This window comes from Streptomyces sp. NPDC102467, assembly GCF_044765445.1.
GTDB lineage: Bacteria > Actinomycetota > Actinomycetes > Streptomycetales > Streptomycetaceae > Streptomyces.
In genome coordinates this window covers 57,641-79,299 of the sequence record NZ_JBIWKA010000007.1, presented here as the reverse complement: position 1 = coordinate 79,299, position 21,659 = coordinate 57,641, and the positions used below count along the sequence as shown (strand labels likewise).

The following is a 21,659-nucleotide window of genomic DNA, read 5'->3' as shown; positions in this document are numbered from 1 at the left end:
TTCCTCCAGATGCGGTCCGGCGTGCATGCGTGTGTCTCGCGTGCAGGCTATCGCGCATGGGCGGCCCCGCCGTCACCACTCCAGGGCCCAGGGCCGACCCTGGCTCGCGAAGTGGCCGACATTCACGCACTCCGTGGCGCCGATCCGCATGCGCCGGGCGAGCGGCTGGTGGACGTGGCCGAAGAGCGAATAGCGGGGCCGGGTACGGCGAATGGCCTCCAGGACCGCCCGGCTGCCGCGCTCGAAGCGCCGCGCCACCGTGTCGTACACCAGTTCCGGGACCTCCGGCGGAATGTGCGTGCACAGCACGTCGACCTCGCCGACGGCCTCGATCTTGGCCGCGTACTCCTCGTCGTCGATCTCGTACGGGGTGCGCATCGGGGTGCGAAGGCCGCCCCCGACGAAACCGAAGGTCCGGCCGCCGATCTCGACCCGCTCCCCGTCGAGCACGGTGGTGCCGGGGCCCGCGTACTCGCTCCACAGCTGCGGCATGTCGACGTTTCCGTAGGTGGCGTACGTAGGAGAGGGGAAGGCCGCGAACATCTCCGCGTACTGCTTGCGCACCGCTTTTTCGATGGCGGGCCTGCGGTCGACACCCGCCCAGAGCTTCGCCCCCAGGGCACGCGCCTCGTCGAAGCGGCGGGCGGTGCGCAGCTCGACGAGCCGGTCGGCGTTCTCCACTCCGAACAGATCGGGAAAAATGCCGCGCGAGTGGTCGGCGTAGTCGAGAAAAAGGACCAGGTCACCGAGACAGACAAGGGCATCGGCCCCCTCACCGGCCCGTGCGAGGTCGGTGGAGTTTCCGTGCACATCGCTGACTACATGTACGCGCATGCGATCACCCTAAATCGCTGGACCGAAGGTGGGTAGAGGCCACCGGACCTGCGGTTACTTCCTAGACATGAAGCAGGTGGACTAGTGTGCGCACAGCACCGCCATGACGTGTGACGCAGCGAACATCTGGTCTGGACCCCCTACCGAAAAAGCTATACCGGTGGGTAACGTCCGGGCAGTCCAGTCGTGCTCAGTTCCATCATTTCGATCAACGAGTCAGTCGACGAGTCGATCGCCGAGGTCCTGAGCACCTGCCCGATCTTGGACCGCACCGACGCAGCACACAGAGTCGTGGCGCCGGCGCCTTATGAGGAGCAGCAGTCTTGCGCGAGTTCAGCCTTCCGGCTTTGTACGAGGTCCCTGCGGACGGCAATCTGACCGATATCGTCCGCAGAAATGCCGCGCAGCATCCGGACGTCGCCGTCATCGGCCGCAAGGTCGGCGGCACCTGGACGGACGTCACGTCCGTCCAGTTCCTCGCCGAGGTGCGGGCCGCCGCCAAGGGCCTCATCGCCGCCGACGTGCGGCCGGGCGACCGGGTCGCCCTCATGTCCCGTACGCGCTACGAGTGGACGCTGCTCGACTTCGCGATCTGGAGCGCCGGCGCGATCACCGTCCCGGTCTACGAGACGAGTTCGGCCGAGCAGATCCAGTGGATCCTCAGCGACTCCGGTGCCGTCGCGATCGTCGTCGAGTCGGACGCGCACGCCGCCTCCATCGCCTCCGTGCGCGACCGGGTGCCGGAGCTGCGACACGTCTGGCAGATCGATGCGGGGGGCGTCGAGGAGCTCAACCGCACCGGTGCCGAGGTCCCCGAGGCGACGGTGGACGAGCGCAGCGGTGTGGCCAAGGCCGACGACCCGGCGACGATCGTCTACACGTCCGGCACCACCGGCCGCCCCAAGGGCTGCGTGCTGACGCATCGCAGCTTCTTCGCCGAGTGCGGCAACGTGGTGGAGCGCCTGAAGCCCCTGTTCCGCACGGGCGAGTGCTCGGTGCTGCTCTTCCTCCCGGTCGCGCACGTCTTCGGGCGGCTGGTGGAAGTGGCCTCGCTGATGGCCCCCATCAAGCTCGGCCACGCCCCGGACATCAAGAACCTCACCGACGAACTCGCCGCGTTCAGGCCTACGTTGATCCTGGGCGTGCCGCGCGTCTTCGAGAAGGTCTACAACTCGGCGCGGGCCAAGGCGCAGGCCGAAGGCAAGGGCAAGATCTTCGACAAGGCCGCCGACACAGCGATCGAGTACAGCCGCGCGCTGGACACCCCGAAGGGCCCGTCCCTGGCCCTCAAGCTCAAGTACAAGACCTTCGACAAGCTGGTCTACAGCAAGCTGCGCGCGGTGCTCGGTGGCCGCGGGGAGTACGCGATCTCGGGCGGCGCCCCGCTGGGCGAACGCCTCGGCCACTTCTTCCGCGGCATCGGCTTCACGGTCCTTGAGGGGTACGGGCTGACCGAGTCCTGCGCCGCCACCGCCTTCAACCCGTGGGACCGGCAGAAGATCGGCACGGTCGGCCAGCCGCTGCCGGGCTCGGTGGTCCGCATCGCCGACGACGGGGAGGTGCTGCTCCACGGCGAGCACCTGTTCACCGGCTACTGGAACAACGAGGGCGCGACGGAAGAGGCCCTCGCCGACGGCTGGTTCCACACCGGGGACATCGGCACGCTCGACGAGGACGGCTACCTCCGTATCACCGGCCGCAAGAAGGAGATCATCGTGACGGCGGGCGGCAAGAACGTCGCCCCGGCCGTCATCGAGGACCGCATCCGCGCGCACGCGCTCGTCGCGGAGTGCATGGTGGTCGGCGACGGGCGGCCGTTCGTCGGGGCGCTCGTCACCATCGACGAGGAGTTCCTCGGCAAGTGGGCCGAGGACCACGGCAAGCCGGCGGACTCCACGGTGGCGTCGCTGCGCAGCGATGTCGATCTGCTCGCCGCGATCCAGTCGGCCGTGGATGACGGCAACGCCGCGGTCTCCAAGGCCGAGTCGGTCCGCAAGTTCCGCATTCTGGGTGCCCAGTTCACTGAGGATTCGGGGCACTTGACGCCCTCGCTCAAGCTGAAGCGGAATGTTGTGGCGAAGGATTACGCGGACGAGGTCGAGGCGATCTACCGGGCCTGAGCGCGCGTCGGCGCCGTAGCTCTGGGTGCCGGTCGGGCGGCCGCGGCTCTCGTCGTGGCTGGTCGCGCAGTTCCCCGCGCCCCTGAAATGCGCACTGCGTGCGCCATTTCAGAGGCACCCCATGGGGCTGCGGCGAAGCCGCATGCTCCAGGGGCGCGGGGAACTGCGCGAGCAACCACGACGCACCCGCGGTCACCCGACGACAGAAACCCGGCAGACGCTCAGGGCCGCGGGGAACTGCGCGGGAAGTCCCCACCGGGGCGCGGCCGCCGACACCCGCACCCGCACCCCCGTAACCGTTACAGCAACCCGCGCAACCTCTCCGCCAGCAGATCCCACCGCCACCGCTCCTCGATCCAGGAACGCCCCCGCTCCCCCATCCGCCGCCGCAACTCCGGGTCCCCCAACAGCGCCACGATGCGATCCGCGGCCTCCTCGGGGACGCCGCCGCGGACGACCCAGCCGGTCTCCCCGTCGAGGACCGCGTCCGGCGCGCCGCCCGAGTCGCCGGCCACCACCGGCAGGCCCGTCGCGGACGCCTCCAGGTAGACGATGCCGAGCCCTTCGACGTCAAGGCCTCCGCGGCGCGTCCGGCACGGCATGGCGAACACGTCACCGGCCCCGTAGTGCGCGGGCAGCTCCGCCCACGGCACGGCCCCCGTGAAGCGCACGGAGTCCGCGACGCCGGTCTCCCGCGCCAGCTTGCGGAGCTCCTTCTCGTACGGGCCGCCGCCCACGATCAGCAGCACCGCGTCCGGTACGGCGGCCAGGATCCGCGGCATCGAGAGGATCAGCGTGTCCTGGCCCTTGCGGGGGACGAGACGCGAGACGCAGACCACCACCGGACGCTGCGAGAGGCCGAGGCGGGCCCGCACCAGGTCGCCGCCCGACCCCGGATGGAACGTCTTCTCGTCGACCCCGGGCGGGAGTTGCACCATCCGCGCCGCCGCCGCGGGCGTGAGCGCCGCCGCGATCCGCGAGCGCGTGTACTCGCCCAGGTAGGTGATCGTGTCCGTCGACTCGCCGATCCGGCGCAACAGGCCCCGGGACGCGGGGAGTTGGGCCCACCCTGCCTCGTGCCCGTGCGTCGTCGCGACGATCCGCCGCGCGCCCGCCCTGCGCAGCGCCGGCGCCATCAGGCCCAGCGGCGCGGCCGCCCCGAACCAGACCGACGTACAGCCGTGCTCCTTCAGGAGGCCCACCGCGCGCCGGGTCATGCGCGGCGTCGGCAGCAGCATCGTCGTAGCGTCGCGTACGACGGTGAACGGCTGCTCCGCGTCGAAGGCGGCCGTCGCCTCGGCGCCCTCCCGGCCGCGCTTCCACGTGGACGCGTAGACGACGAGCTGATCGGGGTCCAGGCGCAGCGCCATGTTGTGGAGGAACGCCTGGATGCCGCCGGGCCTGGGCGGGAAGTCGTTGGTCACGACCAGCGTCTTGTTTGTCTTGTGCATCGCCGCAGACAGTATCGAACCCACCGTGCGGAACGCGCCACGCCGCCTCGTTCCGTGGCCACCGCACAGTTCCTCCCGGCATGATGGTTCGAATGAAGACGCGAAATGCAGCGGCGGCCCTTGTCAGCTGGGCTCTGACCAGGACGTTGCTGCTGCTGTGCGTCTTCAAGGTCCTGGTCGTGCCGGGCCCGGACGTCACGAGCGATGTCTCCGTGATCTACCAGGGCTGGTTCGACGTCCTGCGGACCGGAACGTTCCCGCTGGACGACGTCACGTGGCAGTACCCGCCGGTCGCCGCGGTCGCGATCCTCTCCCCGGCGCTGCTCCCGTTCCTCTCGTACACATCGGCGTTCTTCCTGATGGCGTTCCTGGCGGACGCGGCCGTCTTCCTGATGCTCCTGTTCGTCGCCGACCGGCGGGGTCGTTCACGGCGCGGTGCCTGGGTGTGGGTGGCGGGCCTGCCGCTGCTCGGGCAGACGGTGTACGCGCGCTACGACGTGATGGTCACGGCCGTCGCGGTCGCGGCGCTGCTCGCGGCGGCCCGGCATCCGAGGGCCGCGGGTGTCATGGCCGCGCTGGGCGGGATGCTCAAGGTGTGGCCGGTGCTGTTGCTGGTCGGCACCCGGCGCGGCCGCGCGACCCGCGAGTCGTGGGGCGCCGCGGCGCTGACGGCGGGCGGGCTCGCGGTCACCTTCGCCGTCGCGATGCCGGGTGCGTTCGCCTTCCTGACCTTCCAGCGGGACCGGGGCACGGAGGTCGAGTCGCTCGGCGCGCTGGTCTTCCATGTGGCGCGCCGGTTCGGCTGGTCGGGCACGGTGCAGCTGAACTACGGCTCGGTCGAGTTCCTCGGCCCGTACGTGGACGTGGTCAGCGTCCTCGCGCAGGGGCTGACGGCGCTCGCCTTCGGCTGGCTGGTGCTGTGGCGGCTGCGGGCGCGCGCCTGGCAGTCGGGCACGCTCGCCGACGCGGCGCTGACGGCGGTGCTGCTGTTCACGACGACGAGCCGGGTGATCAGCCCGCAGTACATGCTGTGGCTGGTCGGTCTGGCGGCCGTGTGCCTGCTGTTCCGCGACAGCCGGATGACGCTGCCCGTGATCCTCGTGCTCGCCGCGACGTTCGTGACGTTCCTGGAGTTCCCCCTCTGGTTCTCGCACGTGGTGGTCAGCGACACCCTCGGCCTCACCCTCCTCCTGGTGCGCAACGGACTCCTCGTCGCCGCGACGCTGAGCGCCTGCCGCCGCCTGTGGCGCGCGACGGTGACCGAACCGCGGCACGCCGCACGCACCCCGGTACCCGCTCAGCCCGCCCGTGCCGGACTCAGCGACGCGACCAGTTCCTCCTGACCGGCCGCCCCGCAACCGGCCCTCAGCCCAGTTCGGACCGGACGTACTCCCGCCAGCGCGCCACGAAGTCGTTCTCGTCGATGCCGAGGACGCTCCGCAGGGCGTCTTCCACGGCTCCGGCCCGCTGCTTGTGGCCGCCGACCGCGGTGTAGAACGCGTTGAGTTTCGCCTCGCTCCAGCGGTCGGCGATCATCCGGCAGGCCAGCCAGCCGCTTTCGTAGGCCCGCGCGAGCTTGCTCGAGTCGCTGTCGAACCCGAAGTCGGCGTCCTCGGGCAGCGTGGTGGGAGCGGTGCCCTCCTGCACGGCCCGCTGCAGCTCGGGCGCGGCCTCGCCGGGGGCGCGGCCCGATGTCCGGTACCCCGTCCAGTCCGCGTACCCCTCCGACAGCCACAGCGGTGTCGCCGCCGAGGTGACGGCGCGGGTGGCCACGTGCGCGGTCTCGTGGGTGAGGACGACCTGCTTGCCGAAGGCGCCGAGCACGCCGTACGCCTCGGGGTTGATGATCACCCGGTCCGCGGGCGCCGTGCCGGAGCCGCCCGCCTCGCCCGTCGTGACGGCCGCGATGCCCTGGTAGCCGGAGGCGGGCGCCCCCAGCAACCCGCCCATCCCGTCGAGGGACTTGGGGACCAGGACGACGACCTTGCGCGCCCAGTCGTCCCCCCGGGCGGCCGTCACCGCGGGCACCGCCTCGTCGGCGAGAGCGGCGTACGACCGCAGCACGGACGGCTGCTGCCCGACGCCGAGCACGAGGCTGTGCGCGCCCTTCACCGCGGTGACCTTGCCCTGCTCCCACAGCTGCTGCCCGGACTTCTCGGCGGGCTCGTCGTCGACGACGCGCCAGCGCTCGCCCGTGCGCTGCAGCGTCAGCGTCCGCTCGGCGACGACGGGCGCCTTGTCGTACCCGTCGACGCGGTACCGCAGTTCGGCCGCGGCACTGACCCGGGAGCCCGAACCGTCCAGGCTGGTCAGCTTGTACGCCCAGGAGTCGAGCGGGACCGCGGCGAGATCGAGCAGCAGATAGGGGTCGGCGCCGCCGGTCGCCCGGTACGCGGCGGAGTCCCCGTCCAGTACGGCGGCCGCCCGGCGGTCCAGGACGCGCTGCACGGCGGCCGAACGGGAGTCCGTGCGCCCGGTGTCGTCCGCGTCGCATCCGGACACCCCGACGAGCAGGACCCCGAGCGCCACGAAGCACCCGGCCCTGCGCACCGCACGCCGTCGACCAGCCATCTTCCAGATCGTACGACGTTCAGCGCGGCCGGGTCCGCCTCAGACCCGGGTCACCGAGGAGACCGGCATCATGCCGACCGGGTCGTAGCGCACCGGGGCGCCGGGGTAGGGCGCGTGGATGACCTGGCCGTTGCCCGCGTAGATGCCGATGTGGTGGGCGTCGGACCCGTACGCGACCAGGTCGCCCGGTCGCGCCTGGGAGAGCGGGACCTGCTGCCCCGCGTACCGCTGGGCCTGCGAGGTGCGCGGCAGGCCGACCCCGGCCCGCCCGTACGACCACTGCATGAGGCCCGAACAGTCGAACGCGGTGGGGCCGTTGGCGCCCCAGACGTAGGGCTTGCCGAGCGCCGACTGGGCGGCGGCGAGGGCGGCGGCGGCGCGGGACGAGGACGCGGGTCCGGCGCCCGCCAGGTCGGGGCGTGCGCCACCGCGCGAGGCCCGCTCGTACGCGGCGCGATCGCTGTCCGGCATCGAGTTGAGCAGCCGCCGCGCCTTGGCGAGCTTCGACTCGACGCTGCGCTTGTGCCGGGCGACGGCCTTGCGGCTCTTGTCCAGCTCGGCGAGCTGGCGCTGCGCCTCGGCGCGCCGCTGGGCGAGTTCCCGCTGGGCGCCCTGTAGTTCGGCCAGGTCGCCGGCCTGACGGGCGCTGATCCGGTTGAGGGTGCTGGCCCGGTCGAGATAGGCGTCCGGGTCGGAGGAGAACATCAGGGCGAGCGAGGGGTCCATCCCGCCGGAGCGGTACTGGGCGCCGGCCACCATGCCGAGCGCGTGGCGCATCTTGTTGATCCGCTCCTGGCCCCTGGCCACCTGGTCCTGCGAGGAGGCGAGTTCGGCGCGGAGCTTGTCGGCCCGCTCGTCGGCCTTGTTGAAGGCCTCGGTGGCGGTCTCCGCCTGGTCGTACAGGCGGTCCACCTCGGCCTTGGTGTCGGCCGGCTTGTCCTGCGGCGCGGCGCCCGCAGGGACGGCACCGAGGGCTGCGGCCGCCGACGCGGCGGCCACGGTCAGGACGGTGACGCGCGTGCTCCGGTCGAGCCCCGAGAGACCTGAGAGACCGGAGTGCGCGGTGCGGCGATGGGACCCCACGAGTAGCCGCTCCCCTTTCCGCTGGCGATAGCGCTGACGCTCCCCGTGATCGGGGAATGCGCGCCGACAGTAGCCGCGCGACTACCGCCTGGCCAACGACCGTTCGGGTGCGCACAACGCGATGCCCCGCCTATGACGCAGGTCATGGGCGGGGCGTGGGGTCAGCCGCGGACTCCGGAATTCGCCCGAACGGGCGCGTTTCCAAAGTCTGTTAGGCCTTTGGTACGAGGATCAGATGCGGACGCCGAACTGGAACGAGCCGATCGTGCTCATCGACTCGTAGCGCACCGAGGCCCCCGGGTGCGGCGCGTGCAGCACCTGGCCGTTGCCGGCGTAGAGACCCACGTGCGCGAGGCTGTTGAAGAAGACGAGGTCACCGGGCTTGAGCTGGCTCATGCCTATTTTGACGCCGTCGTTCTGCTGCGTGTACGTGGTCCGGGTGAGGGAGACACCGGCCTGCGCGTACGCCCACTGCGTGAGGCCCGAGCAGTCGTAGGAGTTGGGGCCGGTGCCGCCGGAGACGTAGGCCTTGCCGATCTGGGTGGCGGCGGCGCTCAGGGCGGCTCCGCCGCGCTGGGAGGCGGGCACCTCGCTGCCGAGGTCGACGCGGCCCGCGGAGCCACGGCTGGCGCGGCTCTCGGCGTCGGCCATCTTCTGGCGCTCGGCGGCGGTCAGGGAGTTGAGCAGCTTCTGCGCGGAGCCGAGCTTGCTCTGGACTTCCTTCTTCTTCTTGCCGAGTTCGGTGCGGGTGTCGGCGAGGTCCTTGAGCTTCTCGGTGGCCTCGGCGCGCTCCTGGGCGAGCGTGCGCTGCTTGTCCTGGACCTTCTTGAGCGACTCGAGCTGCTGAGCGCTGAGCGAGTCGAGCGTGGACGCCTTGTCCAGGTAGTCGTCCGGGTCGGCGGAGAGGAAGAGCTGGACGGAGGGGTCGATACCGCCGGAGCGGTACTGCTGGCTGGCGAGCGAACCGAGGCCCGTGCGCAGCTCGTTGAGGTCCTCCTGGCCACGGGCGACCTTGTCCTGGAGCTCGCCGATCTCCTTCTCGAGCTTCTTCTGCTTCTCCTTGGCCCCGTTGTAGAGGTCGGTGGACTTCTCCGCCTCTTCGTAGAGCTTGTCGACCTTGGCCTTGACCTCGCTCTTGTCAGGCTTCGGCGCGGCGTTGGCAGCCTGCGAAGTGAGGGCTACGGCAGCGGCAGCGGTCGCGGTGAGCACGGTCACACGGGTGCGGCTCGGCTGCTTGGGTCGACGGTGGGACGCCACGAAGGCGAGCTCCTTCTTCCTCCAGCCGCCCACGAACCCCCGATGGGCGGTGCCCCTCCACCGTCACTCACCTCATGAGAGTGATCACCCGAGCGGAGGTTCGAGGCCTGACCCTAGTGACCTTCTTGTGATCAGTTCAAATCCTGACGAGAAAAATCTCGGTCACCGAGTGCATTCTTTGCACTCAACTCACGTGCAGTGATGCCCGTTCGACACTACGTTGCGTGAAGGTTTCGCCAATTCGGGCATACAGTACGGACGTTACCGATGTGACGTATGCAACGCAGGTGGCAGCAGGTGGGATCAACCGCGCGAGAGCCGCTTCAGGAGCATGACCGACGCAACCGGACGCGCACCCGCCTTGGCGATGCCGTCGGCGACCTCGCGGTCCGTCGACACGACGATCACGGGCCGCCCGGACGGCTCGGCGCGCACCAGCTGGCGGATCAGCTCGTCGGCGGTGACGCCCGCCTTGGAGAAGAGCACCCGCACACCGCGCGGCGGCGCGAGCAGTACGGGCGCGGCCAGTTCGGCCCCGTCGAAGACACAGGTCACCTCGGCCCCGGTCTGCGCGGCGAGCTGCGAGAGGGAGCCGAGCAGCCGGAGCCGCTGCTTCTCCAGCGGCATCGTCGGATACCCGGTCTTCGTCACGTTGTAGCCGTCGACCACGAGGTGGGCCTGGGGCAGCGCGAGCAACTGGTCGAGGATGGCGGGGTCGTGCTCGTGCAGGGCGCGCGCCGCGATGTCCTTGGGCGTCATCCTGCCCGGCTCCACGGCGTCCACCGAGTCCGCGGGCCGCGCGGAGACGGGCGGCAACGCCAGCTCCCTGCGCAGCCCTTGAGCGGCCTCCAGGACCGTGTCGAGCAGCAGCCGTACGCGCATGTCCTCGACGCTGCGCCCTTCGCGGGCCGCTCTGCGCGACGCCTCCAGGGCCGCCTCCGCCTCACCGAGCCGCGCCTTGACCCGGCGGGTCTCGCTCTCCGCGGCGGACACCTGCGCCTGCCCCTCGGACCGGACCGCCTCCGCCTCGGCCTGCGCCTTGCGCACGGCGGCCTCGCCGCGCTTCACATCGCTGAGGGCCGCCCGCAGCTTGCGGTGCACGGCGTCGCCCTCGCGCTTGGCGGTGTCGAGCTCGGCGCGCAATCGTTCCGTCTCGGCCTTGGTGTGGGCCTGCGCCTCGGCGAGCCGGTCGCGCAGCGACTGCAGCTCGGCCCGGGTCTCCTCGTCGACCCGCTCGGCGTCGGCCCGCTGGGCCTCCTCACCGGCGGCGGCGACGAGCTTCACCCAGCCCACGGGCCGCAGCACGTACGCGGCCGCGGCGACGTCCAGCGGATCGGCGGCGGGCGGCGGCGAACCGGCGTCGAGCGCACCACAGAGCTCGGGCTGTGCCTCCCGGAACCGCTCCGCGATCCGCTGCCGGAACAGGGTCTCGCTCTCCACGGCCGCGGCCATGGCGTTGCCGGCGAACTTCATCCGCCGGGTCGGGGTGAACCGGGCGTACTGCCGCAATTGGGGCGGCAGTTCACCGACCGTCAGGCCGCCGAAGCCGTCCGAGACGATCTGCACGACCCGCCGCCGTACGCCTTCGGGCAACGGCCGGTCGAGCACCTCGGCGGCGGCGGCCTCTTCGGCGCTTCCGGCCTCCCCGCCAGTGCTCTCCACCATCCGTCACCTCAAAGTCACTGGGGGGCCGCTCCTTCAGGAGTCGGCGCCCGGCCTGTCCACGAGTTCCACCTGGTCCACCGCGTTGCACCAACGGCAGCGCACCGACTCGATGGTCTCACTGACCACGTCGCGTTCCTCGACGTTCGGCTCACCGGCCAGGTCGAGGTGCAGGTACTCGACGACCTTCGAGGAACGGGTCACGTCGAACCGCGTGAGATTGCCGCAGAGCGTGCAGCGCCAGCGGGTGGTGGCGGTCGGCAGGGGAACCGTCATCGGACTGTCGCCTCTTCCTTCGAGCACGGCCCTCGGCACGTGCGCTTTCCGTGATACGTGGTGCGTGCTTTATTGCCCGTAACCCTACGGCCTGCCGTACACCGCCCGCTCCCCGCCTTGCGTCATGCTCTGTCCCATGATCGGCAACGGACGCGACGCGATCGGCAGAGTGACCGCATTCCTCAGAGGGCATCCCGCTCCGGTCACGTACGGAATCATCGCCGTCTGCTGCGTGGTCTTCGTGCTCTCCCCCTCGTCGGGGTTCAACCCGTCGTACGGCACCGGTGACCACCTCCTCTCCGCGCAGACTGCCTACTTCGAGCGGTGGGGCGTACTCCCCGCCGAACTCTTCACCGGATCACCCCGCGCCGCACTCACCCCGGCCACAGCCCTGTTCGTGCACGGCAGCTGGGTGCACCTGCTGGGCAACATGCTCTTCCTCTACGTCTTCGGGGCGATGGTCGAAGAACGCATGGGCCCCCTGCAGTACGCGCTCTTCTACCTGGTCAGCGGCTACCTGGCGCTCCTCGGCTACGCCATCGCGCACGCCGACTCCGAGCAGACGCTGGTCGGCGCATCGGGGGCCATCTCGGCGCTGCTCGGCGCGTTCCTCTACCTGTTCCCCGACGCACGCGTGACGAGCCTGCTCCCCTTCCTCCTCTTCCTTCCGCTGCGCTTCCCCGCATGGGTGGTGCTGCCGTTCTGGGTGGCGCTGCAGTGGGTGGCGGCGGGCCAGGACAGCCAGGGACCCGGCGTCGCGTACCTCGCCCACCTGGTCGGCTTCTCGGTCGGGTTCCTCTACGCGTGGGTGAGGTACAGAGGCCGGGCTAAGGTTGGGGCAGCCCCAGCCACGGCCACCGAGGGAGACAGCCAGCCGTGATCACCGCGATCGTGCTCATCAAGACCAGCGTGGACAGGATCCCCGAGATCGCCGAGTCGATCGCGGCTCTGGAAAGCGTCAGTGAGGTCTTCTCCGTCACCGGCACGTACGACTTGATCGCCATGGTCAGGGTGGCCCGGCACGACGATCTCGCGGATGTCATCCCCGGCCGGATCAGCAAGATCCAGGGAGTCGAGGGGACGGATACGCATGTTGCGTTCCGCACGTATTCGCAGCATGACCTGGAGGCCGCCTTCTCCATCGGCCTGGACAGCTAGGCGGGGAGCCACAAAAAAGCCGCGGACGCGTCTGCCCATGTTCCGAGCAGACGCGTCCGCGGCTTTCGTCGTGGCTGATCGCGCAGTTCCCCGCGCCCCCTACGGGGCCGGGACGCAGCGGCCCTCTTCGGTGCGGTAGTTCCACGCGGCGCCGTCCCGGACGAGTTCCTTCACGGCGCCGACGAACCGCTCCACGTGCTCGTCCGGCGTTCCGGCGCCGAAGCTGACCCGGATCGCGTTCAGCGACTTCTCGCCCGGCGCCGCCTCCGGCGCCCCGCACTCGCCCTGGGTCTCCGGGTCGGAGCCGAGCAGCGTGCGCACCAGCGGGTGGGCGCAGAACAGGCCGTCCCGTACGCCGATGCCGTACTCGGCGGAGAGCGCGGCGGCGAAGTGCGAGGAGTTCCAGCCCTCGACCACGAACGAGATGACGCCGACCCGGGGGGCGTCGTCCCCGAACAGGGAGAGCACCTTCACCTCGGGCACGGCCGCGAGCCCGTCCCGCACCTTCCGGATCAGCTGCTGCTCCCGCTCGACGAGACCCTCGAAGCCGGCCTCGGTCAGCGCCTTGCAGGCAGACGCGATGGAGTACACGCCGATGACGTTCGGCGACCCGGCCTCGTGCCGCGCGGCGCTGTCGTGCCACTCGACGTCCACGCCGCCGTCGACGCGCCGCGCGACCTTGCGGGAGGCACCGCCACCGGCGAGGTACGGCTCGGCCGCGCGCAGCCAGTCGGAGCGCCCGGCGAGCACACCCGAGCCGAACGGGGCGTACAGCTTGTGCCCGGAGAAGGCGATCCAGTCGACGTCGAGGTCCTGGACGGAGACCGGGTGGTGGGGGGCGAGCTGGGCGGCGTCGAGCACGATGCGGGCACCGTGCGCGTGAGCGGCGGCCGCCAGCTCGCGCACCGGCCAGATCTCCCCGGTGACGTTCGAGGCACCGGTGACGCAGACCAGAGCGGGGCCGGCGGGGTCACGCTCGACGAGGGCCCGCTGCAGGGTCTCGACGGCCTCGCCCGGCGTGCGCGGCGCGTTCAGGTACGTCACCCGGGCGTTGCGCCAGGGCAGCAGCGACGCGTGGTGCTCGGTCTCGAAGACGAAGACCTGGCAGTCGGCGGGGAGCGCGGCGGCGAGCAGGTTGAGCGAGTCGGTGGTGGAGCGGGTGAAGACGACCTGGTCGTCCGCGCGGCAGTCGAGGAACTCAGCGACGGTGACCCGCGAGTTCTCGAAGAGGTCGGTCGACAGCTGAGAGAGGTACCCGGCGCCCCGGTGCACGCTGCCGTAGTACGGCGCGTAGGCCGCGACGTCGTCCCACACGCGCTGCAGGGCCGGCGCGCTGGCGGCGTAGTCGAGGGCGGCGTACGTCACCTCGCCACCGGTGACGAGCGGCACGCTCACGTCCCGCCCGAGCACCGGCAGCGGAGCCCCGCAGGCGGGGTCGGCGGACTCGACGCAGGAAGCGGTGGCGGTGGCGGTGGTGTGAGCGGACATGGCTGTCTCCCGGCATGACAAGGCGAGGTGGCTGTGCGGAGCCCGTACGGCAGCCGTGAACCGGCTTATGGCGTACGGGAATCGACCTCGACGCACGGCGCGGACACGGCCATGCGGAGGCTGATGGAGATGGTGAAGAAGGGGCCGCTCGGCCCTAGCACATTCGCTTGCTCACGAGACTGCTCCCTCAAACGACCCAGGACCCCTAGGAGTTCGCGAGGGGTCCGCGCTTGCCGCAAGCCTTGCTGCTTGCGGCCTGGTCTTCACCCAGGGCACCCCGCCACGGACGGAGGGTTGCCGGACAGCGGGCTGGGGCCTCGATCGCTGTCACTCATGACCTTGAAAAGCATCCTGCCATATCTTCCCGGTGCGGCAAGGGCGCAGTCCATTTCTTGAGACAAGTCGGACTGCGCCCCGCGTCGCACAAGTACGGCGCTCAGCGGTTGCTGGCCACCACCCAGCGCTCCAGGGTCGCCTTGGCCGCGCCGGAGTCGATCGACTCGGCCGCGCGGTCCATCTCGGCCCGGAGCTGCTCGGCGAGCGTCCCCGTGCCCGGCCGGACGGCCACGAGCGCGGCCGCCGAGTTCAGCAGCACGGCGTCGCGTACGGGCCCGCGCTCCCCGTCGAGCAGCCGCCGCGCGACCTCGGCGTTGTACGAGGCGTCCGCGCCGCGCAGCGCCTCCACGGGCACCAGGTCCAGGCCCACGTCCCGCGGGTCGAAGGACTCCTCGCGCACAGCCCCGTCCCGCACGACCCACACCCGGGAGGTGGCCGTGGTGGTCAGCTCGTCGAGCCCGTCGTCGCCGCGGAAGACGAGGGAGGAGTTGCCGCGCTCGGCGAAGACGCCGGCCACGATGGGCGCCATCCGCGCGTCGGCGACGCCCACCGCCTGCGAGCGGACCCGCGCCGGGTTGGTCAGCGGGCCCAGCAGGTTGAAGACGGTCCGGATGCCGAGCTGGCTGCGCGCCGCGCCCGCGTACCGCAGCGCCGGGTGGAACTTCACGGCGAAGCAGAAAGTGATCCCCGCCTCCTCCGCGATCTGCGGGACCCGGGCGGGCGTCAGCTCCAGATTGACGCCGAGCTTCTCCAGTACGTCGGACGCCCCGGAGGCCGACGAGGCGGCGCGGTTGCCGTGCTTGACGACCTTCACGCCGGTGCCCGCGATCACGATCGCGGACATCGTGGAGATGTTGACGGTCTTGGCGCCGTCGCCGCCGGTGCCGACGATGTCGACGCTCTCCCCCGGCACCTCGATCACATTGGCGTGCTCGTACATGGCCCGCACCAGACCGGAGATCTCCTCCACGGTCTCGCCCTTGGCCCGCAGCGCCACCACGAAGCCGGCGATCTGCGCGTCGGTCGCCTCACCCCGCATGATGCGGTCCATCGCCCACGCGGTGTCGTCGGCGCTCTGGTCACGGCCTTCCAGCAGACCGTTGAGGACGGCGGGCCAGGAACGGCCCGCCGCGGTGTCGCCTCCAGCGGGGGGCAAAGCGCTCATGGCCGCTCCAGTTGTGTCAGTAAGGGCTACGCAGACTGCGCAGCACCAGCTTATCGAGCGCCGCGGACGGCAAAGAGCCCCCGTCCAGTGCCTGGACGGGGGCTCCTGCCGTGGCGAACAGTTCAGAGATCAGTGATGGCCGTGGCCGCTGGTGATCTCCTTGTACTCCTCGGCGGTGGGCTTGGGGATCTGGTTGTTCTCCCCGTAGTAGCCCTTCGACAGCTTGGCGCGCGTCTTCTGCAGGCGCGACACCTTGCGCTCGACACCGTTCTCGTCGACCGTCGGACCGATCTCGGCCGGCTGGTACTGCTCGTGCGCGGTGAGCGCGTGCAGCGCCTCGGCGTCGAGCGGCTCGTGCACCTCGATGAACTCACCGTGCGGCAGGCGCTTGATGATGCCGGACTCGCGTCCGTGCAGCACCTTGTCCTTGTCGCGGCGCTGGAGGCCGAGGCAGATCCGCTTGGTGGCGATGAACACGAGGACCGGCACGACGAAGAAGCCGACCCGGACGAACCAGGTGATCGCGTTGAGCGACAGGTGGAAGTGCGTGGCCCAGAGGTCGTTGCCACCACCGACGAGCAGGACGAAGTACCACGAGATCCACGCGCAACCGAAGGCCGTACGCGTCGGAACGTTGCGCGGGCGGTCCAGGATGTGGTGCTCGCGCTTGTCGCCGGTGACCCAGGACTCGATGAACGGGTAGACCGCGATGACGACCAGCACCAGCGGGAAGACCACCACCAGCGGAATCGCCACGCCCAGAACGAGCGTGTGACCCCAGAAGTTGATCTCCCAGCCCGGCATCACACGGATCAGGCCCTCGGAGAAGCCCATGTACCAGTCGGGCTGGGCGCCGGTGGAGACCTGGTCGATGCGGTACGGGCCGATGGCCCAGATCGGGTTGATCGAGGCGATCGCCGCGACCACCGCGATGACACCGAAGACCAGGAAGAAGAAGCCACCCGCCTTGGCCATGTAGACCGGCAGCAGCGGCATGCCGACGACGTTCTTCTCGGTCTTTCCGGCACCCGCGAACTGCGTGTGCTTGTGGTAGAAGACCAGGATCAGGTGGGCCACGATCAGGCCGAGCATGATGCCCGGCAGCAGCAGGATGTGGATCGAGTAGAACCGCGCGACGAAGTCGCCGCCCGGGAACTCGCCGCCGAACAGGAAGAACGACATGTACGTGCCGACGATCGGCACGGACAGGACAGCGCCCTCCATGAAGCGGACACCGGTGCCGGAGAGCAGGTCGTCCGGGAGCGAGTAACCGGTGAAGCCGGTGAACATGCCCAGGACGAACAGCAGGAAGCCGAACAGCCAGTTGACCTCACGCGGCTTGCGGAACGCGCCCGTGAAGAACACGCGCATCATGTGCACGAACATGCCCGCGAGGAAGATCAGCGCCGCCCAGTGGTGGATCTGCCGGATCAGCAGACCACCGCGCACATCGAAGGAGATGTGCATGGTCGAGTTGAACGCCTCCGACATCAGCTGTCCCTTGAGCGGGATGTAGCTGCCGTTGTACGTCACCTCGTTCATGGACGGGTGGAAGAACAGCGTCAGGTACACACCCGTGAGGATGATGATGATGAAGCTGTACAGGCAGATCTCGCCGAGCATGAAGGACCAGTGGTCCGGGAAGATCTTGCGCATGTTGGACTTGGCCAGGGAGTAGATCCCCAGGCGTCCGTCCGCCCAGTCGGCGACGCGCTCGCCGGCCGGCGCCTTCTCACGAGAAGGCGCGTCGTTGGTGGTGGTAGTACTCATCCGCGCTCCCAGAAGGCAGGGCCGACGGGCTCAGCGAAGTCGCCCTGCGCCACGAGGAAACCCTCGTCATCGACGTCGATGTGCAGCTGCGGCAGTGCGTGACCGGCGGGACCGAAGATCACCCGCGCACCGTCGGAGAGGTCGAAGGTGGACTGGTGGCACGGGCACAGCACGTGGTGCGTCTGCTGCTCGTACAGGGAGATCGGGCAGCCGACGTGGGTGCAGATCTTCGAGTACGCGACGACGCCCTCGTGGGACCACTCGAGCTCGTGCTTGTCCTTGATGTTCTCCGGCTGGATACGGACCAGCATCAGCGCGGCCTTGCCCATGACCTGCTGGAAGTCCTCGTCGTGCTCCTCCACGCCCTGGGGCTTGGCGAAGGTGAGCGAACCGACCGCGATGTCCGAAGCGCGCAGCGGCTCGTTCGTGTTCATGTTGACGAGCTTCAGGCCCTTCTTCCACGCCGTGTGGCGCAGCTTCGTGCCCGGCAGCGGGCCGAGGTCACGAAGAAGGACGACGCCGGAGAGCGGCACCAGGGCCATCGCGCCGAAGAGCGTGTTGCGGATCAGCTTGCGCCGTCCGAACTGCGACTCGCGCGCACCGTCGGCGAAGTCCGACAGGACCTGCGCCTTGACCTCGGGCTCGGCCTCGATCGGGTGCCGCTCGGAGGCGACCTCGACGTCGGACATCAGGGTGCGGGCCCAGTGGACCGCGCCCGCGCCGATGCAGAACAGCGCCACACCCAGGGTCATGCCCAGCGCGAAGTTGAGCGCGCTGATGTGCCCGATCGGGAAGACGTAGATGCTCGTGTCGACGTCGATGGTGACGTACGAGGCGATGAAGCCGACCGTGGCCAGCATCGAGATCACGAACAGCATCGCCACGACGCGCTCGGATCGACGGGCGGCCCGCTCCTCGATGTCCTGGACCCGGTGCTCGTGCTCCGGAAGGCCGGGGTCGGCGAAGGGGTCGGAGTGATCCGACTTCACCGCGACCGAGCCGTGCCCGGTCTCCTGCTCGGTGGGCAGGTTCTCTTCTGGAATGTCTTGGCTACTCATGACTTCTTGGCCTTTGCGGTCCGAGCGGCAACCCAGATGGCGAGCGCGACCAGGGCGCCGAGACCGAAGATCCAGGCGAACAGACCCTCGCTGACCGGGCCGAGCCCGCCCAGCTTGAGGCCGCCCGGGCTCTGCGTATCGTCGCCGTTGACCGCGTCGAGGTACGCGATGATGTCCTTCTTGTTCTGCGTGGTCATCGTCGTGTCCGGGAAGGACGGCATGTTCTGCGGGCCCGTCTGCATGGCCTCGTAGATGTGCTTGGGAGCGACACCTTCGAGGTTCGGCGCGGACTTGCCGTGCGTCAGGGCGCCACCTTCACCGGTGAAGTTGTGGCACTGCGCGCAGTTGGTGCGGAACAGCTCGCCACCCTTGGCGATGTCCGCGCCGTCGGGGTTGTAGTCCTTCGAGGTCGGCGCGACCGGACCGGCACCCAGGGAGGCGATGTACGCCGCCAGCTGGTCGATCTCGGCCTGCGAGTAGATGACCTTCTTGCTCGGGACCTGGGCCCCCGGCTGCTGGGCCGGCATACGGCCGGTCCCGACCTGGAAGTCGACGGCGGCTGAGCCGACGCCCACCAGGCTCGGACCGTCAGTGGTGCCCTGACCACCGGCTCCGTGGCAGCTGGCGCAGCCTACGGAGAAGAGCTTCTTGCCCTCGTCGATGGCGAGGGACTGGGAGGTTTCATCGGCCTGCGCCTTGCTCGCGGGCGCGAACGCGGCGTACAGCCCCCCGGTGGCCGCCAGCGCGAGGAGTAGTACGACGACCGCCGCCAGCGGATGGCGTCGTCGTGCGGAGAGCTTTTTCACGGATTACCCCGGTGTCAGGATCTTCTGCGTCGGTGCTACTGGAATGTGTCGGGTTCTACGCCCGATGCTGTGATCTTCGAACTACTTGATCAGGTAGATCGTGGCGAAGAGGCCGATCCAGACGACATCGACGAAGTGCCAGTAGTAGGACACGACGATGGCTGCGGTCGCCTGCTCGTGGGTGAACTTCCGGGCCGCGTACGTCCTGCCGAGGACGAACAGGAAGGCGATGAGCCCGCCTGTCACGTGCATGCCGTGGAAGCCGGTGGTCAGGTAGAACACGGAGCCGTACGGGTCGGAGGAGAGCGAGAGCCCATCCTTCTTGACCAGCTCCGTGTACTCGAAGACCTGACCGCCGATGAAGATCGCACCCATGATGAAGGTGACGATGAACCACATTCTGAGCTTCTTCACGTCGCCGCGCTCGGCGGCGAACACGCCGAGCTGGCATGTGAGTGAGGAGAGCACCAGGATCGTGGTGTTCGTCGCGGAGAACGGAAGGTTCAGGCTCGAGGCCATTTCCTTCCAGTGATCCGGTCCCGTCACCGATCGCAGGGTGAAGTACATCGCGAAGAGGGCCGCGAAGAACATCAGCTCGGAACTCAGCCAGATGATGGTTCCGACGCTGGTGAGGTTCGGTCGATTGACCGACGGGTGCGCGTGCCCGGTTTCTACTGTCGTTGCTGTCGCCACGACCGACATTATGTCGGTCGCTTATCTCGCCCTCACTCCCGGGGGTGCCGTTCGGAGTGTCTGAGGGGTGTGTCCAGCCCATATGGCCCATCGGAGGCCTGTGCGAACCGCTGTTGACGGGGTGTCGGGAGGAGTAGGCTCCGCGCCGAGGACGCCCTAGAACACCCAGACTGACAACGCCTCGGAGGAACGATGCAGTCGACCGCGACGGTTCTGGTCTACAGCGACGACGCCAACACGCGGGAGCAGGTCCGCCTGGCCGCCGGCCGCAGGCCCGCATCGGACGTGCCCGAGGTTCAGTTCATCGAGTGCGCGACACTCCCCGCGGTCCTCAAGGAGCTGGACCGGGGCGGTGTCGATGTCTGCGTCCTGGACGGCGAGGCGGCCCCCGCGGGCGGCATGGGGGTGTGCCGGCAGATCAAGGACGAGGTCTTCCGCTGCCCGCCGGTGCTGCTCCTGATCGGCCGCCCGCAGGATGCCTGGCTGGCCACCTGGAGCCGCGCGGAGGCCGCGGTGACGCTGCCGGTCGACCCGGTCGAGTTCGCCGGCGCGCTGGCCTCCCTGCTCCGCACCCGACAGGCCGTCAGCGCCTGACGCCGCGGGCGGGAACGGGCGACTCCCGTACGCCGTCGGCGTACGGGAGTCGGAAGTCTCACACCGAGCGGCTCAGACCGCGGGGCTGAGCCGGGCCTGTCGCGCCGGATCGGCCTTGCCCGCGGTAGAGAGGGCGCTGCCCTCGCCCCACTTCTTCCAGCTGACGTTCCAGTCGCCGAAGCCGTTGCCGAACGGGTCCATCTCCTCGCCGTAGCTGTTGACGACCTTCACGATGTCGCCCGTGCGCACGGTGTCGAAGAACCAGGCCGCGTTGCCGGTGCTCATACCGGTGCAGCCGTGGCTGACGTTGGCGTAGCCCTGGGAACCGGTGGACCAGGGCGCGGCGTGCACGTACTCGCCGCTCCAGGTGACGCGGGTCGCGTAGTACACGGGCAGGTCGTACGAGTCCGAGCTGCCCGTGGAGATGCCGATGCTCGTACCGCGCATCCGTACGTAGTACTCCTTGCCCAGCACGACCTTGACGCCGTTTCGGGTCTCGAAGCCCGGCTTGCCCGTGGTGACCGGGATCTCGTTGATCTCCTCACCGTTGCGGTAGACCGTCATGGAGTGCGAGCCCGCGTCGGTGATCGCCTCGACGCGGTCGCCGGTGGTGACGGTCAGGGACTTGCTCTCGCCGCCCCAGAGGGTGTCGGTGACCTTGATGCCCTTGAGGTTGCTGTGCGCCGTGATGGTGGCGTGGGCGGGCCAGTACTCCTTGGGGCGGTAGTGCAGCGTCTTGCTGTCCACCCAGTACCAGGAGCCGCCGTCCGCCGCGGGCTGGGACTCCACCTTCAGGGCGCGCTCGACGATGGCGCGGGCCTTCTCGTCCTTGACGGCCTTGTTGAGTTCGGCCGTGATCGGCTGGCCGACGCCGTACTTGCCGCGCTCGGGGCCGAAGGTGACCTTGAGCGACTTCTCCTTGCTGGGGTTGCCCGTCTCGAAGGCGAGCACCTTGCGGCCCGGCGCGCCGTCCTCGTCCTGGGTGCTGACCCGGACCGTGTACTGGGCCTCAGCGGCCAGCGGGGCCGTGGTGTGCCATCTCCTGCCGTCGGCGGAGAGTTCGCCCGCGACATAGCGTCCCAGGGCGTCCGTGGCGATGACGTCGGTGATGCGTCCCTCGTCGCCCTGCGCGGAGACTTCCAGGGGCTTGTCCGGATCCGCCTTCTTGCCGCTCGCGGGCCCGCTGAAGGAGATCTGGCTCGCCGCGTCGTAGGGCTTGGCGGAGAGCGGGTGGCCGGTGCTGCCGCAGGCCGTGACGCCCGCACCGAGTGCGGCCACCAGCAGGGTGCAGCCCAGAACCGTACGGATGCGCGGTGAGTGGTCCATGAAGACACCGT

Annotated in this window: 19 protein-coding genes and 1 riboswitch; of the genes, 5 read left to right on the top strand and 14 right to left on the bottom strand. The window is 69.7% G+C overall.

The features are described from left to right. Nucleotides 1-72: 72 nt before the first annotated feature. Nucleotides 73-834 carry a metallophosphoesterase gene (locus tag ACIREE_RS15720; RefSeq protein WP_404151382.1) on the bottom strand — a complete coding sequence of 254 codons (762 nt, stop codon included), beginning with the start codon at nucleotides 832-834 and terminating at the stop codon, nucleotides 73-75. Nucleotides 835-1,157: 323 nt separating this feature from the next. On the opposite strand from ACIREE_RS15720, the gene ACIREE_RS15715 reads away from it, so the two are divergent. Continuing rightward, nucleotides 1,158-2,954: an AMP-dependent synthetase/ligase gene (locus ACIREE_RS15715; RefSeq protein ID WP_404151380.1), complete on the top strand. Its 1,797-nt coding sequence runs from the start codon at nucleotides 1,158-1,160 to the stop codon at nucleotides 2,952-2,954. Between the two features lie 299 nt (nucleotides 2,955-3,253). On the opposite strand, the gene ACIREE_RS15710 is transcribed toward ACIREE_RS15715, so the two are convergent. Further along, nucleotides 3,254-4,405, bottom strand: coding sequence for a glycosyltransferase family 4 protein (locus ACIREE_RS15710; protein WP_404151378.1), 1,152 nt, complete (start codon nucleotides 4,403-4,405; stop codon nucleotides 3,254-3,256). Nucleotides 4,406-4,497: 92 nt separating this feature from the next. On the opposite strand from ACIREE_RS15710, the gene ACIREE_RS15705 reads away from it, so the two are divergent. Continuing rightward, complete coding sequence (locus ACIREE_RS15705; RefSeq protein WP_404151376.1) at nucleotides 4,498-5,748, top strand: glycosyltransferase 87 family protein; 1,251 nt, start codon at nucleotides 4,498-4,500, stop codon at nucleotides 5,746-5,748. Nucleotides 5,749-5,770: 22 nt separating this feature from the next. Here ACIREE_RS15705 and ACIREE_RS15700 read toward each other — a convergent pair whose 3' ends face one another. The 5 genes from ACIREE_RS15700 to ACIREE_RS15680 form a co-directional block, all read right to left on the bottom strand. Then, the gene (locus ACIREE_RS15700; protein ID WP_404151374.1) at nucleotides 5,771-6,976 is read right to left on the bottom strand and encodes a hypothetical protein; all 1,206 of its coding nucleotides are present in this window, start codon (nucleotides 6,974-6,976) and stop codon (nucleotides 5,771-5,773) included. Nucleotides 6,977-7,015: 39 nt separating this feature from the next. Continuing rightward, complete coding sequence (locus ACIREE_RS15695; RefSeq protein WP_404151372.1) at nucleotides 7,016-8,059, bottom strand: NlpC/P60 family protein; 1,044 nt, start codon at nucleotides 8,057-8,059, stop codon at nucleotides 7,016-7,018. A 231-nt stretch (nucleotides 8,060-8,290) separates the two neighbouring features. After that, nucleotides 8,291-9,316, bottom strand: coding sequence for an NlpC/P60 family protein (locus tag ACIREE_RS15690; RefSeq protein ID WP_404151371.1), 1,026 nt, complete (start codon nucleotides 9,314-9,316; stop codon nucleotides 8,291-8,293). Nucleotides 9,317-9,619: 303 nt separating this feature from the next. Further along, nucleotides 9,620-10,981 carry an NYN domain-containing protein gene (locus ACIREE_RS15685; protein ID WP_404151369.1) on the bottom strand — a complete coding sequence of 454 codons (1,362 nt, stop codon included), beginning with the start codon at nucleotides 10,979-10,981 and terminating at the stop codon, nucleotides 9,620-9,622. Between the two features lie 33 nt (nucleotides 10,982-11,014). Then, complete coding sequence (locus ACIREE_RS15680) at nucleotides 11,015-11,254, bottom strand: hypothetical protein (RefSeq protein ID WP_404151367.1); 240 nt, start codon at nucleotides 11,252-11,254, stop codon at nucleotides 11,015-11,017. A gap of 136 nt (nucleotides 11,255-11,390) precedes the next feature. On the opposite strand from ACIREE_RS15680, the gene ACIREE_RS15675 reads away from it, so the two are divergent. Both ACIREE_RS15675 and ACIREE_RS15670 read left to right on the top strand, forming a co-directional pair. Further along, on the top strand, nucleotides 11,391-12,134 hold the full coding sequence (locus ACIREE_RS15675) for a rhomboid family intramembrane serine protease (RefSeq protein ID WP_404151366.1): 744 nt from the start codon (nucleotides 11,391-11,393) through the stop codon (nucleotides 12,132-12,134). Continuing rightward, entirely contained in the window at nucleotides 12,131-12,412 is a 282-nt protein-coding gene (locus ACIREE_RS15670) for an Lrp/AsnC ligand binding domain-containing protein (RefSeq protein WP_363193873.1), read from the top strand. The genes ACIREE_RS15675 and ACIREE_RS15670 overlap by 4 nt, the downstream gene beginning before the upstream one ends. A 99-nt stretch (nucleotides 12,413-12,511) precedes the next feature. On the opposite strand, the gene ACIREE_RS15665 is transcribed toward ACIREE_RS15670, so the two are convergent. From ACIREE_RS15665 to ACIREE_RS15640, 6 genes are all read right to left on the bottom strand, one after another. Then, the gene (locus tag ACIREE_RS15665) at nucleotides 12,512-13,900 is read right to left on the bottom strand and encodes an aminotransferase class V-fold PLP-dependent enzyme (protein WP_404151363.1); all 1,389 of its coding nucleotides are present in this window, start codon (nucleotides 13,898-13,900) and stop codon (nucleotides 12,512-12,514) included. 221 nt (nucleotides 13,901-14,121) lie between these two features. Continuing rightward, nucleotides 14,122-14,239, bottom strand: a riboswitch (SAM riboswitch). 97 nt (nucleotides 14,240-14,336) lie between these two features. After that, nucleotides 14,337-15,401 (bottom strand): anthranilate phosphoribosyltransferase, encoded by a 1,065-nt coding sequence (gene trpD, locus ACIREE_RS15660; protein ID WP_404151361.1) that lies wholly within the window; start codon nucleotides 15,399-15,401, stop codon nucleotides 14,337-14,339. Nucleotides 15,402-15,530: 129 nt separating this feature from the next. Next, the gene (locus ACIREE_RS15655) at nucleotides 15,531-17,171 is read right to left on the bottom strand and encodes a cytochrome bc complex cytochrome b subunit (RefSeq protein ID WP_404151359.1); all 1,641 of its coding nucleotides are present in this window, start codon (nucleotides 17,169-17,171) and stop codon (nucleotides 15,531-15,533) included. Continuing rightward, entirely contained in the window at nucleotides 17,168-18,229 is a 1,062-nt protein-coding gene (locus ACIREE_RS15650) for a Rieske 2Fe-2S domain-containing protein (protein ID WP_404151358.1), read from the bottom strand. The genes ACIREE_RS15655 and ACIREE_RS15650 overlap by 4 nt, the downstream gene beginning before the upstream one ends. Further along, a complete protein-coding gene (locus ACIREE_RS15645; RefSeq protein WP_404151356.1) occupies nucleotides 18,226-19,035 on the bottom strand; it encodes a c-type cytochrome in 810 nt (269 codons plus the stop codon). Before ACIREE_RS15645 ends, ACIREE_RS15650 begins: the two co-directional genes overlap by 4 nt. 81 nt (nucleotides 19,036-19,116) lie before the next feature. Next, nucleotides 19,117-19,737, bottom strand: coding sequence for a heme-copper oxidase subunit III (locus ACIREE_RS15640; RefSeq protein WP_026246331.1), 621 nt, complete (start codon nucleotides 19,735-19,737; stop codon nucleotides 19,117-19,119). A gap of 183 nt (nucleotides 19,738-19,920) precedes the next feature. Between ACIREE_RS15640 and ACIREE_RS15635 the strand changes: the two genes are divergently transcribed. Continuing rightward, complete coding sequence (locus tag ACIREE_RS15635; RefSeq protein WP_404151354.1) at nucleotides 19,921-20,322, top strand: hypothetical protein; 402 nt, start codon at nucleotides 19,921-19,923, stop codon at nucleotides 20,320-20,322. A 72-nt stretch (nucleotides 20,323-20,394) separates the two neighbouring features. Here ACIREE_RS15635 and ACIREE_RS15630 read toward each other — a convergent pair whose 3' ends face one another. After that, complete coding sequence (locus tag ACIREE_RS15630) at nucleotides 20,395-21,648, bottom strand: Ig-like domain-containing protein (RefSeq protein WP_404151352.1); 1,254 nt, start codon at nucleotides 21,646-21,648, stop codon at nucleotides 20,395-20,397. Nucleotides 21,649-21,659: the final 11 nt, after the last annotated feature.